This window comes from Flectobacillus rivi (assembly GCF_030056655.1).
In the GTDB taxonomy this organism is placed as follows: domain Bacteria; phylum Bacteroidota; class Bacteroidia; order Cytophagales; family Spirosomataceae; genus Flectobacillus; species Flectobacillus rivi.
Map to the genome: position 1 here is coordinate 125,533 of NZ_JASHIE010000013.1, position 16,963 is coordinate 142,495.

General features: G+C 38.6%; 12 protein-coding genes. 11 read left to right on the forward strand and 1 reads right to left on the reverse strand.

The window, feature by feature from the left end; translation table 11 throughout:
* Positions 1 to 32 precede the first annotated feature (32 nt).
* A complete protein-coding gene (locus QM481_RS18305) occupies positions 33 to 929 on the reverse strand; it encodes a M48 family metallopeptidase (RefSeq protein ID WP_283382806.1) in 897 nt (298 codons plus the stop codon).
* Positions 930 to 1,266: 337 nt separating this feature from the next.
* On the opposite strand from QM481_RS18305, the gene QM481_RS18310 reads away from it, so the two are divergent.
* From QM481_RS18310 to QM481_RS18360, 11 genes are all read left to right on the forward strand, one after another.
* Positions 1,267 to 1,767 (forward strand): Xre family toxin-antitoxin system antitoxin, encoded by a 501-nt coding sequence (locus QM481_RS18310; protein WP_166550786.1) that lies wholly within the window; start codon positions 1,267 to 1,269, stop codon positions 1,765 to 1,767.
* Positions 1,767 to 2,237, forward strand: a complete 471-nt coding sequence (locus QM481_RS18315) for an RES family NAD+ phosphorylase (RefSeq protein WP_283382807.1) — start codon at positions 1,767 to 1,769, stop codon at positions 2,235 to 2,237. The genes QM481_RS18310 and QM481_RS18315 overlap by 1 nt, the downstream gene beginning before the upstream one ends.
* A 258-nt stretch (positions 2,238 to 2,495) precedes the next feature.
* Positions 2,496 to 3,977 (forward strand): serine hydrolase domain-containing protein, encoded by a 1,482-nt coding sequence (locus QM481_RS18320; RefSeq protein ID WP_283382808.1) that lies wholly within the window; start codon positions 2,496 to 2,498, stop codon positions 3,975 to 3,977.
* Between the two features lie 291 nt (positions 3,978 to 4,268).
* Entirely contained in the window at positions 4,269 to 6,794 is a 2,526-nt protein-coding gene (locus tag QM481_RS18325) for a right-handed parallel beta-helix repeat-containing protein (RefSeq protein ID WP_283382809.1), read from the forward strand.
* A gap of 46 nt (positions 6,795 to 6,840) precedes the next feature.
* The gene (locus QM481_RS18330; protein ID WP_166550782.1) at positions 6,841 to 7,902 is read left to right on the forward strand and encodes a Gfo/Idh/MocA family protein; all 1,062 of its coding nucleotides are present in this window, start codon (positions 6,841 to 6,843) and stop codon (positions 7,900 to 7,902) included.
* Between the two features lie 103 nt (positions 7,903 to 8,005).
* Positions 8,006 to 10,744 carry an alpha-L-rhamnosidase gene (locus tag QM481_RS18335; RefSeq protein ID WP_283382810.1) on the forward strand — a complete coding sequence of 913 codons (2,739 nt, stop codon included), beginning with the start codon at positions 8,006 to 8,008 and terminating at the stop codon, positions 10,742 to 10,744.
* A gap of 80 nt (positions 10,745 to 10,824) precedes the next feature.
* Positions 10,825 to 11,952, forward strand: coding sequence for a sialidase family protein (locus tag QM481_RS18340; RefSeq protein ID WP_283382811.1), 1,128 nt, complete (start codon positions 10,825 to 10,827; stop codon positions 11,950 to 11,952).
* Positions 11,953 to 11,975: 23 nt separating this feature from the next.
* A complete protein-coding gene (locus QM481_RS18345) occupies positions 11,976 to 13,130 on the forward strand; it encodes an iron-containing alcohol dehydrogenase (protein ID WP_283382812.1) in 1,155 nt (384 codons plus the stop codon).
* A gap of 215 nt (positions 13,131 to 13,345) precedes the next feature.
* Positions 13,346 to 14,266 (forward strand): dihydrodipicolinate synthase family protein, encoded by a 921-nt coding sequence (locus QM481_RS18350; protein ID WP_166550778.1) that lies wholly within the window; start codon positions 13,346 to 13,348, stop codon positions 14,264 to 14,266.
* 237 nt (positions 14,267 to 14,503) lie between these two features.
* Entirely contained in the window at positions 14,504 to 15,532 is a 1,029-nt protein-coding gene (gene pdxA, locus QM481_RS18355; protein ID WP_283382813.1) for a 4-hydroxythreonine-4-phosphate dehydrogenase PdxA, read from the forward strand.
* Between the two features lie 246 nt (positions 15,533 to 15,778).
* Positions 15,779 to 16,945, forward strand: a complete 1,167-nt coding sequence (locus QM481_RS18360) for a four-carbon acid sugar kinase family protein (protein WP_283382814.1) — start codon at positions 15,779 to 15,781, stop codon at positions 16,943 to 16,945.
* Positions 16,946 to 16,963: the final 18 nt, after the last annotated feature.

A 16,963-nucleotide genomic window follows, 5' to 3' on the forward strand; every position in this document is an offset into this window, starting at 1 on the left:
ACCACCTTTCTAGACGTAGCACTGCTACGTCTCTACGACGCTGGTGCTGGCAGGACTTGAAACTGAATATTAGCCAATCGCTTTTCGATGCTGGGATGCGTCATACTCCCTTGGTCTACAATATGTTCTGTAAGTTCAGAGAGTTTTAGAAGAGCATTTCCCATCGCCTGATTTGAAGTATGCTGTGCTCCATATTGATCAGCCCGATATTCTGCATAATGACTTATTTTGGAGAATATAATTGCATAAACCAAGCCTATTAAACCTCCGTACCAAAAGACAAGATTTCCATCATTGAATGAAGGATAAAATTGATGCACCAAATCGAAGAAAGGTTGTCTGAAACACACAAAAAGGATAAATTGCAAAACCACCACAAAATAAAACTTTATCAAATCGTAGTGTTTATGATGCCCCACCTCATGATACAAGATTGCTTCTCGTTCTTCTTGTGTTAGCTTTTCCATCAAACCTCGTCCCATGACTATCACTCTATTTTGTGGCAAAAAGCCTGTAGCAAAAGCATTGATAGTATCATTATTGGTAATATATACCGAGACTTTTTTCTGGAGATTCTCAGATAACGTTGCTGAATATTCGGGACTAAATGTTAGCCTACGCTTATCGTATTTAAGAACAAATGGATGAACTATAAAAAAGTACCCATTAATAATAAGTAAGCCAATGAAAAATAGAGGAGCATTTTGAATAGTCCAATCTCCCTCAAACCATTCAAATAGTTTTGCAAAATAGGTGAATACAAATAGATAAATTGTTGCAAATAAATAATCTCGAAAAGTAAAAAATAGCAATTTACGAATAATGCTTAATTGCTTCTTGCGCAGGAAAAGATAGGGAAACAGGGTGACAAACAACTGAATGAGGGATAAACCAAGTGTGAGCTCTAGGGCAGATAGTAGTGTTTTCATTTTAAATAAGTGTTAAAAATCATTTTGTGAAGAAATGTATAAATTATTTCTGAAAACCCTTCTATTTAATCTCCAATAAATTTTATTTCTCGCTGGTGCTGGTTTATTTGCTGGTGCTAGATTCCTATCCAGCACCCCATTTTTCCAAAGATTCCAATCCTTGCCGTAGAAACGTAACATGTTACATCTACAAATGATTGTCAAGATATAAACTTACTTAGTAGACGTAGCGGTGCTATGTCTCTACTGGATAAAGATAATTCTCTTATTTTTAGGCATAAAGAAACTTTTCATTATAGCATAATTGTTGTACATTAGTAACAAATATGTTATAGCTATGGAAAAGTCAAGCATAAAAACAGGACGTTTTGACCCAAAACTCAGCATCAAACGTGCTCGTGAACAGAAAAAAGTCACCCTTGGGTCAACATTGGTAACCCCCACGCATACCTACACTTGGAGTTCAAGCATGGAACGCTTAAACATTCTTCGTGAAGGAATTCCTTATGAGTCAATCGAAGTATTGAGTCAGCGCATCAATACGTCTGTCAAAGATATTTTACAGTTGATAGATATGCCCCAAACCACTTATAATAAGAAGAAAAGAGAACAAGCGCTCCTAACAGGTCGCGATAGCGAAATTGTCTTGCTATCTATCGAACTACTCGATTATGGGATTGAGGTATTTAATCAGGAAGAAGACAAATTTCAGCGTTGGCTCAAAAAAAGCAATATTGCGCTTGGCGGTGTTACCCCCGAAAGTTTACTAGACTCTACCACAGGTATTCAAGAAGTGATGAATTGCCTCAACCGACTTGAATACGGAAATTTAGCTTAATGAAAGTTTATAGAATCGAACGAGAAAAGTATCTGTCCACCACGCTACAGGGGATTGGGGCAGCGCTTAGTAAAGGTTTTCGTTGGAATAGTCAAAATACCTATTTGGTTTATACTGCTGCCACTCGTGCATTGGCAATGCTCGAAGTAGCCGTTCACCTCGATTTGAGTGAAGATTTACCTAATGATCGGTATTATGTAGAAATAGAAATTCCTGACGACATAACCATTTTAGAATTAGCCAATGAAGATTTGCCAGAACAATGGGACGCAAAACCTCCATTGTTAGAAACCCAGTACATAGGCGACGATTTTGTCAGAAGTAATAGCGCAGCCGTTCTCAAAGTACCAAGTAGTATAGTACCACCAGAGTATAATTACCTTATCAATCCCAATCATCCAGAAGCTGCTAAAATAAAAGTTGTCTCAACCCAAAAGCTCGCTTTTGATAAACGACTTAGGGGAGAATAGTGACTTAGGAATGTACTATTGCGGATTTTGGATTTCGGATGTGTGACCTACTTCTTTCGAACCATATTTTATGAAAAATTAAGGTATGTTTCCTTATTCCGAAAACAAAAATCCAAAATCTGAAATAGCTGAAAGTCCCTCATGCCCCTACAGCCTACCATTATCCACTCATCTCACCAGTCATCATTATTTGTGTTATTGCTGGTCAAAAATCAGGCAATTTGCCTGCCTCAATCATTTATTAATCCCTCTTTAGAAATGAAAAAATACCTTTTTTACCTATTCATTCTTGTAAGTAATGCTTCAATTGCACAAGTATCTAAAAGTTCTGAGCTATTTAAAAGCATTATGAAACAAGACAGTCTATTGTTTAATGTAGGCTTTAATACCTGCGATATTTCACAATTTGAGCGTTTGTTAAGTGACAAATTTGAGTTTTTCCATGACGTCGATAGCATTTCGTATAAACCTCAGTTTTTACAAAATATCAAAAATGGATTATGTAAAACTCCAGATACCTATCAATCTCGTCGTGCATTGGTGGAAGAAAGTACAGAGGTTTACCCATTGTACAAAAACAAGGTTCTGTATGGCGCTATTCAACATGGCGTGCATAAGTTTTATGAAAAAATAGCTGGCAAAGCAGAACGATTTGCCAGTACTGCTAAGTTTACTCATGTATGGTTACTCGAAAATGGCACATGGAAATTAGCGCGTGGACTCAGCTTTGACCATCAGCAAAAAGATATTCCATTTCAATCTGCCTCTACTTTTGACAATATTCCTGATATAGAAAAATGGTTACAAGAAAACAAAGTTCCCACGCTCGGAATAGGCGTGATAAACGGTGGAAAAATTCAGGATATTAAGGTGTATGGAGAGCTAAAAAAAGGAATTTCTGCACCATATAATACTATTTTCAATGTAGCTTCTTTGACCAAACCTGTCACTGCAATGGTTACGCTCAAGCTAGTAAGTCAAGGAAAATGGAATTTGGACGAACCTATTTACAAATACTGGACAGACCCTGACGTTGCGAAAGACCTCAATAGCAAAATTTTGACCACAAGACATCTACTGAGTCATCAAAGCGGATTCAAAAACTGGCGTTTTATTAATCCAGATAATAAACTTCATTTTGATTTTACCCCAGGTACTAAATATCACTATTCGGGTGAAGGGTTTGAGTATTTGAGAAAAGCCTTGGAACACAAATTTCATAAAAGCTTGGAGCAACTAGCGCAAGAACTCATTTTTACCCCTTTGCAAATGACCCAAACCCAGCTGGTTTGGACCAACAAAATAGATATTTCAAGATATGCTATCGGCTACAACAAAGAGGGCGAAGCATATCCTATAGAAAAATATACTACTGCTAGTGCTGCCGATAATTTACTTACAACGATTGAAGACTATAGTAAATTTATGGTGAGTATCATGAAAGGAGAGGGCTTAAGCAAGGCTGTTTTTGAGGATATGATTAAAAATCAAGTTGTGACCAAAAAAGGAAAACATTTTGGCTTAGGTTTGGAAATCTATGAATTAGACAACGGAGAATATGCCATTTCGCATGGAGGAGCCGACAAAGGTTGTCAAACCATTATGTTTATTCTGCCTAAAACCCAACAAGGCTTAGTCATTTTTACCAATGTCGATGACGGATACAAAGTTTATGAGAAAATCCTTTTCCACTATTTAGGAGAAAAAGGTAGAAAAATATTTGATATCGAAACCAAATAATTTTTGTCACGTAGAGACTCTATTCAATGGGTCTCTACAATTTTATAAGTTACCCTTCATTTTAGGATAAATACACCTAGAATCCCAATAAGAAAAACTCCCAAAACTACCTTCCAAGCCTTTTGTACAAAGTTGACCAAACATTTCAAATAAGTAATTAAAAGCATCTATATCTACGGCAAAATTGTATAATACATTGAGAAAATGATACAAATAAGACCCTACACTGTAGGCTATCTTTGTGATTCAATCATTCTCATTTTTTCAATTACCTCAGCGTACTAATTGCCAATGAAAAATAGCACTGGTAAGATATTTTTGGTCTTTTGTTGTACTTTTATTGTACTTTGTTCAAATTGTTTTGGACAAATATCCGAAGTATGGGTATCTCCCACAGGTTCGGACAGTAACACTGGTACCAAAGAACAACCTCTTGCTAGCCCTTCTATGGCAGTGAGAAAGGTACGTGAGCTGAGAAGATTACAACAAACAGACCCTTCAAAATCTGTACATATTTATCTTAGCTCAGGTAGATATTTTTTAGAAGAACCTATCCATATTAGACCCGAAGATTCAGGTATATTAAATAACCCCACTATCCTCGAAGCAGCCCCTCATGCACAAGTTTCTATTAGTGGTGGCAAAGCCATTGTTAACTGGAAATTATTAAAAGAAAACCTCCCATTTTTACCACAAAAAGCTAAAGGCAAAATTTGGGTTGCCGATTTGCCCGAAGGTATTTCATTGGGAATTCGTCAGCTGTGGGTCAATGGAAAAAAGGCAACTCGTGCCAAGAATACTGCTGGCATTGAGATGCAACGTATTCTTTCTTGGAACAAAAAAGAACAAACCTGTTGGATTCCTGCTCCCAAAGAAGCGCATTTGGAACAAGCCAAAGGACTTGAGTTTTTTATCCATCAGTGGTGGGAAATTGCACAATTGAGGGTAAAAAGGATAGAAGTGCAAGGAGATAGCGCCAAACTTACTTTCTTCCAACCCGAAAGTCGTATTCAATCTGAACACCCTTGGCCAGCACCTTGGATTTCAAAAGAGACGGGTAATTCTGCCTTTTATCTATGTAATGCTCTACAGTTTTTGGACGAAGCAGGCGAATATTATTGTGATCCTGTTGCGCAGAAGATTTACTATTTCCCTTTCTCAAACGAGAACATGCTTCAAACAGAAGCAATTGCTTCTCATTTGGAAACCTTAGTTCGTATAGAAGGAACTCCCGAAAAACCTGTACAACATTTTCATATTCAAAACATTAACTTTGAACATACTGCTTATTGGCGACCAGCTACTCATGGGCACGTGGCGCACCAAACGGGTATGCCTATGACGGATGCCTACAACCTGAAAATTGCAGGTACGCCAGAAAAGCAAACGCTCGAAAATCAGGCTTGGATTATTCGTCCTACGGCAGCGGTTAGTATCAACCATAGTCAAAATATTCATATTCAAAACTGTCAATTTACTCATACAGCCTCTACTGGCTTGGATTTGTACAAAGGTGTTAACCAAAGTTTGGTGACTGGAAATGTTTTCAAAGACATTGGAGGAAACGGTATTTTGGTTGGTAATTTTTCTGATGAAGCTACCGAAATACATTTACCATACAACCCTACAGACCTTCGTGAAGTCAGTCACCATATCCAAATTTCAAATAACCTTATTTCCGATGCTACCAACGAAGACTGGGGAAGTGTGGGAATAGGCGTGGGCTTTGCACATGATATTCAAATTACGCACAATGATATTTCAAACGTACATTATTCTGGTATCAGCGTAGGTTGGGGCTGGACACGTCATATAACTGTTTTGAAAAACAATCTTGTAAAGGCTAATAAAATTCGCCTTTACGGCAAAAATATGTATGATGTCGCTGGTATCTATACGCTTTCGGCACAACCTAATACGCAAATCATTGAAAATGTCATTGATAGCATTTATCGTGCGCCGTATGCGCACATTCCTAGTCACTGGTTTTACCTCTATACCGATGAAGGCTCTTCATTTATGACCATTCGTGATAACTGGACAGCTTCGACCAAATATCTACAAAATGCGAATGGACCTGCTAATACGTGGGAAAACAACGGTCCTAGCGTAGCAGATAGTATTTATCAAAAAGCTGGTTTAGCGCCACAATACCAATCTCTTTTACGTTTCGCCAATCCGTATGACGCTCGTTACGACATCAATATCGAAAAGCCTGTAATAGTCGAGTTGGTGACAGCACAAGGAAAAACGCTTGACAAAGAAAAACTAAAAGTCATTTTGGGTAAAAGCAAAATCAGTACTTCATCGGTCTATCAGTGGCAAAATCACACAGTTATTTTCGATAAGGTACAGGATGTGTATTTACTGCAAGATCGCCTTAAAAATGCTTTTCCTGATGTAAAAATTAAAACTTATCATGATTTATTCTATGAATTTAATCGTGAAAAATGTGGCGAAAAGAAAAAGGAAGGCGCTTGGAAACATATTTTGTTAACTGCCAATTTGGTTGCTGATCCCAACAAACAAAAAGCGTATTTAGACGCTCACGCTACTCAATTTGAAAAATGGCCAGAAGTATCAAAAGGCTTTTGCAATGCTGATTTTCAACAACTCTTATTGTTTAGAAATGGGCGGCAGCTCATGCTTGTGATTAGCATCCCAGCAGAGGCGGATTTTGAAAAACTGAATCCACGTACCACACTCAACAATCCACGAGTAAACGACTGGAATAAAGCCATGAAAGATTATCAAGAAGGTTTGGAGGATGCTCCGAAGGGTGATACCTGGGAGTTTTTCAAATCATTCGAATTTTAAGATATACTGTTAACGAATAAAGTTATAAAAATAGAAAGTCAAGGTCATGTTAAGAATCGGCATTTTAGGACTAGGAGAAGGACGAAGCACCATGTCTGCTGCATTAGCCAGCTCAAAATTAGAATTAGTAAAAATCTGTGATTTGCGTTTAGAGCTATGTCAGCAGCGCGCCAAAGAATTTGATTTTCATGCTTATACTACCAATTTTCAAGAACTACTCGACGACGCAAGTATCGATATTATCGCCATTTATACCCCTGACAAATGGCATGCAACGCATGTAAAGCAAGCACTCTTACACGGCAAACATGTGGTATGTACAAAACCATTTATCGACAATTTGGCTGATGCCAAAGAGCTCATCGAGTTGTCTGAGAAAACAGGGAAAAAGGTATTTGTTGGTCAAAGCTCTCGTTTTTTCGAACCTATGAAAAAACAAAGAGCGGATTACGAAAATGGACTGATTGGCGATCTTATTACGATCGAGGGCTATTATCATGCCGACCACCGTTGGTTTTTGGAAAAAGGCTGGTCATTGGAATCAGCGTTTAAATGGTTGTATGGCGGATTGAGTCACCCTGTAGACTTTATTCGTTGGTATTTACCTAACATCGAAGAGGTGATGGGTTACGGTATGTTGAGTGCCAATGGTTTAAAAGGAGGGCTCAAAAATCCTGACACTATGCACTTTATCTTCAAAGCGACCGACGGGCGTATTGCTCGTGTAAGTGGCTGTTATACAGGTCCTGTGCAACCAGTAGTGCGCGATAGCGAAATGAGCTGCATTCTGCGAGGAACAGAGGGTTGTAGCCAAGCCGATTATATGGATTTGAGATACGCTGTGACAACCAATACAGGCGAAGAAATCGTACAGACTTGGGAACATAAACTAAAACATTATTTCAGATTTGAAGGTAAAAGTCACCACGCTGGCGAATATCAAAATTATCTTGAATACTTTGTTGATTGTCTAGAAAGTGGACAAACTGCTTATCCAGATGTAAGAGAAGGAATTGGAACTGTAGCTTTATTACAAGCAATGGATCGTTCTTTGTCGACTGGTCAGCCTGTAAAAGTTGCTGATCTTTTAGCAGAATTTGACATGTAAATCTTAGTATAGAATCATGAATATAAGTTTTTAATTATCAGAAACTTACATTCATGATTCGCTATTCTGCATTATTACCTCCGTTTGACAAAATAGTAAAACCATGAAACACTATTGCTTACTACTGGCTTTGTTGGGATTGCTTTTTTCTAGTTTTAGAAAAGACGAAAAAGCTATTTCTATAGAAAAAGCTCGTTGTGAATTTTTACAAAATCCTGAAGGCATCGACGTAGTACAACCATGTTTGAGCTGGCAAGTCAGCAGTAAACTAAGAGCTGTAAATCAAACGGCTTATCAAATTTTAGTGGCTTCTAGCAAGGAATTATTGGCACAAAACCAAGGTGATTTATGGGATTCTGGAAAAATCAATTCAGAAGAGACCATTCAGGTACGCTATGCAGGAAAAGTGCTCAAAAGTCGTAGCAAATGTTTTTGGAAGGTAAAAATATGGACAAATAAAGGTGAGTCGGATTGGTCTGAAACAGCTTCTTTTAGTATTGGTTTGCTCAATTATGTAGATTGGAAAGGACGCTGGATTGGTTTAGATCGTTCGTTCCCATGGGATAACGAAGGTCAGTTTTCACGCTTATCTGCTCGTTATTTTAGAAAAGATTTTACCGTAAAGAAAAAACTCAAAAGTGCCACGGCCTATATCATCGGTTTGGGTCTGTATGAGTTATATCTCAATGGTCAAAAAGTTGGTAATCAGGTATTAGCACCTGTTCCTACTGATTATAACAAAGGCGTCAAATACAATACTTTCGATGTAACAGCTCTATTGCAACAAGGAGCCAATGCTGTAGGGTCAATTCTGGGGAATGGTCGTTATTACACGATGCGCCAAGATTATAAACCTTATAAAATCAAAACATTTGGTTATCCTAAAATGCTTTTCAATCTCGAATTGGTTTACGAAGATGGAAGCCACGAAACCGTTGTCAGTGATGACACTTGGAAGGTGACAGCCGATGGACCCATACGTTGCAACAATGAATACGACGGAGAAGAATACGATGCGACCAAAGAATTAGGAAATTGGAGTCAATCGGGTTACGCAGACACTTCTTGGCTGAAGGCTCAATTGGTACAAGAACCAGGTGGAGATTATGAAGCGCAAATGACTGCAAACATGAAAGTTATGCAGACCATCAAACCAATTGCTCTTAAAAAGCTCAATGCTCAAACCTATATTTTGGATATGGGTCAAAACATGGCTGGCTGGTTACGACTAAGTGTTCAGGGGAAAAAAGGTCAAAAAGTTACCCTTCGCTTTGCCGAAAGTCTACAACCCGATGGGAGTCTGTATGTACGAAATCTGCGTGATGCCAAAGTAACCGATATCTACACGCTCAAAGGAGAAGGCGTAGAAACATGGGAGCCCCGTTTTGTTTATCATGGTTTTAGATATGTAGAAATTACAGGTTTCACTACCGAACCAAAGCTTGAGCAATTTGAAGGAAGAGTAGTATATGATGAGATGAGTGATACGGGCAAATTTCAAAGCTCAAATACTACACTCAATCAGATATTTACCAACGCTTATTGGGGAATTCGTAGCAATTACAAGGGGATGCCTGTAGATTGCCCACAGCGAAACGAGCGTCAGCCATGGTTAGGCGACCGCACTACAGGAGCTTATGGAGAAAGCTATTTATTTGATAATCAAACACTTTATACAAAATGGTTAGACGATATTGAACAAAGCCAAAAAGCAGACGGAAGCATCCCAGACGTAGCCCCAAGTTTTTGGAGATACTATGGCGACAATGTTACTTGGCCTAGTACCTATATCACGATTGCAGATATGCTTTACCAGCAGTTCGGGGACGCAGAACCCATCAAAAAGCATTATCCTTCTATGAAAAAATGGGTCATGTACATGGCCGAAAAGTATACCGAGAACGGATTAATTACCAAAGATAAATACGGAGATTGGTGCGTGCCACCTGAATCAAAAGAGTTGATTCATGCGAAGGATGAGAGCCGATTGACTGATGGTAAATTGCTAGCTACAGCAACTTACATTCGGGTGTTGCAGTTAATGCAAAAATTTGCTCAAATCACCGATAACACCAAAGATTTGGAAGGTTTTTCAAAAAAGGAAAGTGACTATAAAAATGCTTTTAACCAAGCTTTTCTAAAATCTTCAAATTATGGAAATGGCACCGTAACTGCCAATTTATTGCCCTTGGTCTATGGCATCATCCCAACGGAAGAGCGCAATAAAGTAGCTGAGCAATTGACACAAACGATTATTCAAAAAAATAAAAGTCATATCAGCACAGGCGTAATTGGTACCCAATGGCTCATGAGAGGCTTAAGTAGCATTGGTCAAGGGGATTTAGCTTATACGATTGCAACACAAAAAGATTATCCGAGTTGGGGTTATATGGTCGAAAATGGCGCCACTACAATTTGGGAATTATGGAATGGCAATACCGCCAACCCCGAAATGAACTCAGCTAACCATGTGATGTTGCTTGGCGATTTGTTGATTTGGTATTACCAACATTTGGCAGGAATTAAATCCAGAGAAACCGCATACAAATACATTGAATTAAAATCAGATTTTCCAAAAGGATTGAATCAAGTACAAGCTAGTTATCAGTCTATTCGAGGAACTATTGAATCTCATTGGAAAAAAGAAGGCAACACTACTACTTGGCAGGTGAACGTACCAGCCAATAGCAAAGCTATTATTTACCTACCAACTTCTGATTATCAAAACATTACAGAAGGAGGCAAAAATATTTCTCAGTATAAAGAAATCAAAATTATGGGATTGAGCAGAGAATATACGATACTAGAAATTGGTTCTGGTTCTTACTCATTCGCATTTTAAATATAGGAATAGAACAAAGGCTCAATTTTACACTTTGTGCCTATGTGCCTTTGTCACTGTTCTCTAGCAAAAAAGCATTTATGAAAAAATTACTCATAGGATTTATCTCATGCACACTGGCATTGCCCCTGACATCTGAAGCTCAAGCTTGGAAAAAAGGGCTTCTGTTGGATGAATTTGTGGTAGAAAATCCACCTTTTCTCGAAAGTCATGCCTCTACAATTGCTGAAACACCTACAGGGTTAGTTTCGGCGTGGTTTGGAGGTACCAAAGAACGCAATCCAGATGTTTGTATCTGGGTGAGTCGCCAAGAGAATGGCAAATGGCAAGCGCCACAAAATGTTGCTAATGGCATTGTCAACGACACTCTGCGCTATGCTTGCTGGAATCCAGTTTTGTACCAAATTCCAAATGGCGAGCTTTTACTTTTCTACAAAATAGGGCCTAGCCCTGCTAAATGGAAAGGCTGGCTAAAAACCTCTGCCGATGGCGGAAAAACTTGGTCAGAGGCAAGAGCTTTACCAGAAGGATATATCGGACCTGTGAAAAACAAACCTGTTTTGTTATCTAATGGAAATCTATTTTGTCCAAGCAGTACCGAAGGCTCACTGGGCTGGCGTTTGCATTTTGAGGTGACCAAAGATGGTGGAAAAACTTGGAGACAAGTCGGACCTATCCAAGGAGATAAGGATACGCAAGGAATCCAACCAAGTATTTTAGATCATGGAAAAGGTACATTACAAATTTTGGCGCGAAGCAGAAATAGAGCCATTTTGACCTCTTGGTCGTATGACAATGGAGAAACTTGGACTCCTTTAGCAAAAAGTAATTTGCCCAATAACAACTCAGGTACAGATGCCGTAACAGCCTCAAATGGAAAACATTATTTGATTTATAATCACGTATTGCCTCCTGGAGATTTGGCAAAAGGACCAAGAACACCCCTGAATTTATCGGTTTCAAAAGATGGAATCAATTGGTCAGCCGCCTTGATTATCGAAGATTCTCCTATTAGTCAATATTCATATCCATCTATTATTCAAACCAAAGATGGATTGTTGCATGTGATTTACACATGGCGTAGACAAAAAATTAAACATGCTGTTATAAATCCCAAAAAACTTAAAATCGTAAAAATTACTGATGGAAAATGGCCTTTTGTAAAAGGTTATACAGCTCCGCAAGGAGGCGAAATCACAAAAGACTAATCCTCAGAAATACCTTAATTAATATGAATACGCTTCAAAATGTAAGTATTTACTTCCCGAATAAATTGGTGTTTGGTAGCGGTGTGATCAACCAAATCGCCGATGAATTGAGTGGATACAATGCTCAAAAAGTTTTATTAGTAACAATAGAACCTATTCTAAAAGCCTTAGAACCGCTTTTAGCAGATATAAAAGCTCGACAAATCGAAGTACAGATTGATACTAGTATTGTTCAAGAACCTACTTTCGAAGACTTTTTTACATTAATGAAAAAAGTAGAGCCATTCAATCCCGACGTAGTACTTGGTATTGGCGGTGGAAGTGTGCTAGATATTGCCAAATTAGTAGCTGCTCAGCTTGACAATCCCCAAGAATTAAGAGAATATGTTGGTATTGGATTGTTAAAACAAAGAGCCAAAAAGTTGATTTGTGCACCAGCCACCGCAGGAACAGGAAGTGAGGTTTCTCCCAATGCAATTTTGGTAGATAATCTTGATAACCAGAAAAAAGGCATTATTAGCCCTTATCTAGTTCCTGATGCGGTATATGCCGACCCTTTGTTAACTGTAAGTGTACCAGCGGGTATCACAGCAGCTACAGGGCTTGACGCTCTTACGCATTGTTTGGAAGCCTATACCAACAAATTTGCCAATTTGTTTATCGATATGTATGCTTATGAAGGAATGAAGTTGATTGGAGCACATATTGTCGAAGCTGTACAAAATGGCAGTAACGAGCACGCACGTGTACAGGTTGCCATGGGAAGTTTATTAGGAGGTTTTTGTTTAGGTCCTGTCAACACGGCTGGAGTACATGCACTGTCCTATCCATTAGGAAGTTTATATCACTTACCGCATGGTTTGTCAAATGCCCTTTTGCTACCCTTTGTAATGGAATATAACCTTGTGGCAGCTCCCGAAAGATATGCTAAAGTGGCAGAAGCTCTTGGCTGTGAACCTATTAGCGACACCCTCGAAATGGCGAAATCGGGAGTAGCCAAGGTGCGAGAACTTATCAAGGCTTGTGGGATTCCTGCTACCTTACGTGAGGTTGGTGTGGCACGTGAAGAAATTTCACAAATGGCGAAAGATGCCTTAAAGATTCAACGGTTATTAAAGAATAATCCAAGACTAATAGAAGAGACTGACGCTATTCAAATTTTTGAAGCCGCCTTTTAAACTCCTAATTAGGACGGTACGAAGGAATATAATACCCATCCATTTCGGATATCGGATGTTGAATTTCGGAAGTATAATCTACTATTTTTTGTAAAAAATAAAGGTATTTTACTCTATTTCCGAAATCAGAAATCCCAAATCTGAAATGGCTGAAAAACTCCCAATCATAAATCCTTAAATCAACTGTTCTCGATGAACACGATATAAACTACCCCATGAGTATTCAAAAAAAATATAGCGGAATAGTGGTACCAGCGGTAACGCCTTTGACTGAAAATTTTCAGTTGGACCACGGTGCAGTCGAAAGCATGTTCGATAATTTTTATCGCAACCATGTTTTACCTTTTATTCTTGGAACTACTGGCGAGTCTGCATCTTTACCTTTTGAACTAAAGGCAGATTATGTGAGACAAGCTGGAAAAAATAAGCAAAAAGGTACAACATTGTATGCTGGTATTGCCTCTAATTGCCTCGAAGAATCGATAGAGCTTACTAAAATTAGCGAACAAGCAGGAGTAGATGTAGTGGCAGCTACGTTGCCATCCTACTACGCGCTGACCGAAAGTCAGATGAAGCGCTATTTTGAGCAATTGGCCGATGCTATTCCTTTGCCATTGATTATTTATAATATTCCTGCCACCACACATAGCTCTGTTCCTCTAAAAATTATCGATGAATTGAGCTATCATAGCAATATTATTGGCTTAAAAGATTCTGAAAGAAATATAGAACGCCTTCATGAATCTCTTCATCTGTGGAGAGATAGACCAGACTTCAGTCATTTTATGGGATGGGCAGCCAAATCGGCAGAAGCTATGCTCCTAGGAAGTGACGGTATTATTCCAAGTACTGGAAATTTCATTCCTAGCATTTATCACGAAATGCAAGAGGCTGTGCTTCAAAATGATACCAACAAAGCTTTACGAATGCAAGAGCTCTCGGATTTGTATGGTGGTTTGTATCAAAAAGGGCGTACACTCGGCGAATCTCTTTGGGCTTTAAAAGTCCTAATGTCAACACACCAGCTTTGTCAGCCGATCGTGATGCCTCCATTACAAGGTTCGTCGCAGGAAGATTTATTGCAATTGCAAGAAGCTTACGCACAAACGCTAGAGAGTTTAGCATTGTCAGAATAGACTTAATGTAGCTATCTGATAATCAATATTAATCCTGTACAAGGTTGAAGCTTTGTCATAAAAATAGAATTGGTGTAGTGGCAACTCTTGCAGTTGCCGCATTCAAGATGGCAACCGCAAGGGTTGCTACTACATCAAAAAATAAGAATGCTTTTGTACAAAATAAAATCTTTGTAAAAGAGTAAATCTATATTCACTCATTCACAATTCAACATTAAAAATTCTGCATTAGTACTTATGTCAGCATTACCAATTATCGGAATCACCATGGGGGATCCAGCCAGTATTGGACCCGAAATCGCCATAAAAGCCTTATTAGATCAAAATATTTATCAAACTTGTCGCCCACTATTGGTGGGTAGTGCCAAAGTTTTTAGCCATATCATTCATTTATTAGGTCTCGAAGCCACGATTAATCCTATAAAATCGGTAAAAGATGCGCAGTTTCAGTTTGGACAAATTGATGTCTATGACTTGGACAATGTGGATATGGATACCTTACGTTTTGGCGAGATTTCTGCCATGTGCGGTGAAGCCTCTTTTCAAGCAGTAAAAACGGTTATTGAACTAGCCTTAGCCAATGAAATCGACGCGACTGTTACTGGTCCTATCAACAAAAAGTCTATCAACGAGGCTGGTCATCATTTTGCAGGACATACCGAAATTTATGCGCATTACACCAATACAAAAAAATATGCCATGCTTTTGGTAGAAGATAAACTAAAAGTAATTCACGTATCCACGCACGTATCCTTACGCCAAGCTTGTGATTTGGTGAAAAAAGAACGCATTCTACAAGTAACAGAATTGCTACACACAGGCATGAAACGTTTGGGCGAAACCAATATGCGTATCGGTATTGCAGGTCTAAATCCTCACGCTGGCGATTCTGGTTTGTTTGGTACCGAAGAAGCAGAGGATATTGCTCCAGCAGTCGAGGAAGCTTTGCGTTTGGGCTATGAAGTAGAAGGTCCCGTTCCTCCAGATACCTTATTTGCCAAAGCAGCAACTGGATATTATGGTGGCGTAGTAGCTATGTATCATGACCAAGGACATATCCCTTTCAAACTTACTGGGTTTAGATGGAATGCCGAAAAAGGTCAAATGGATAGTGTAAAAGGGGTAAATATTACCTTGGGTTTACCAATTATCCGTACATCTGTTGACCACGGAACGGCTTTTGAAATTGCAGGAAAAGGCATCGCTAGTCCAGATGCTATGACATTGGCTATCGAAAGTGCTATTCAATTGAGTAAGAATAAGTAAAAAGAGGTTATTTGTTAATAGTATATCAGTTATTGGAATACACTCATAGTCAGAAGAATACTATTAAAGTGTAGTGTATAAACTTTGTTAATTTAATATTACCTTTTATTTCTTGTACGAAAGATTGTAAGAACTATATATTTCGGAAGTAAAGTAAAAATAAAGGTATTTTACTTTACTTCCGAAATCAGAAATCCCAAATCTGAAATAGGAAGAAATCCTTCGTACAGTCCTAATTTTCTAACTATGATTCTTGTCATTGCTGACGACCTAACTGGAGCAGCCGAAATAGCTGGGATTGGATTGAGATATGGGCTCAAAGTAAGAGTTTGTACAGAAATTAATCAAGAAGCAACAGAGGATTTGTTAGTCATTTCAGCAGACACTCGTTCGCTAACTAAAAATCAGGCAATTACTAAGATTGAGTATTTGATTCAAACTAGTCAACAATATAAGCCTAGTTTGATTTATAAAAAAATAGATTCAGTGCTTCGTGGTCATGTTTTGGCTGAAATTAAGGAGATTCAACATTCTCTTGGTCAAAAAAATTGCTTAATTATCCCTACCAATCCATCCATGGGACGGAGAATACAGGACGGAAAATATTATATAGGTGATAAATTAGCGCATGAAACGGCATTTGCTCATGACCCAGAGTTTCCGATTCAGGATAGCGAAGTAATGAATATGCTGCGTGCCAAGCCAACTGATAAGGTACAAATATTAGCACAACCTGTATTGCCATTACAAGGTACAATTATTGCTGAGGTTAGTCAAAAGGAAGATTTATTGAAATGGGTAACACACTCAGCACAAATTGACCTGTTGGTCGGCGGAGCTGAGTTTTTTGCCTCAATTCTATCGAATTTAGGGTATAATCTTGTTGAAAAAACCTTTTCTCCTCAACATACAGCCCAGAAATGTCTATATGTGAGTGGAACGACTTTTAGTGATAGTGTTGAAAAAATACAAAACCATGCCAATCAACAAGGTGGTGTTTGCTATTTACCTAAAGAGCCAACCACACAACCTGTTGACTCAGAAGAATTTAACCAATCGCTAAATCGTTGGGCAAGCAATATCATTCAATGCTTTAGTCAACATCAAGTAGTTGTTATGGCTATTGAAAAGCAGTTGGATACGACCAAAATATCTCCTGCTGGATTAGCTAAATTAATGGCGAAAGTTGTCAAAAAAGTATTGAATCAAGTACATTTAGAAGAAATACTCATCGAAGGAGGTGCGACGTCAGCCGCTATTTTGGCAGAAATTCCATTACAGAATTTTCTTCCCACTGAAGAATTTGCTCAAGGGGTAATTCGTATGCAAAGCCTCGAACGTCCGAGTACCTATTTAACACTCAAACCAGGAAGTTACGCATGGCCACCAGCTGTGACGTATGCTCAACTGTAGAAAATCTTTATCACCAAC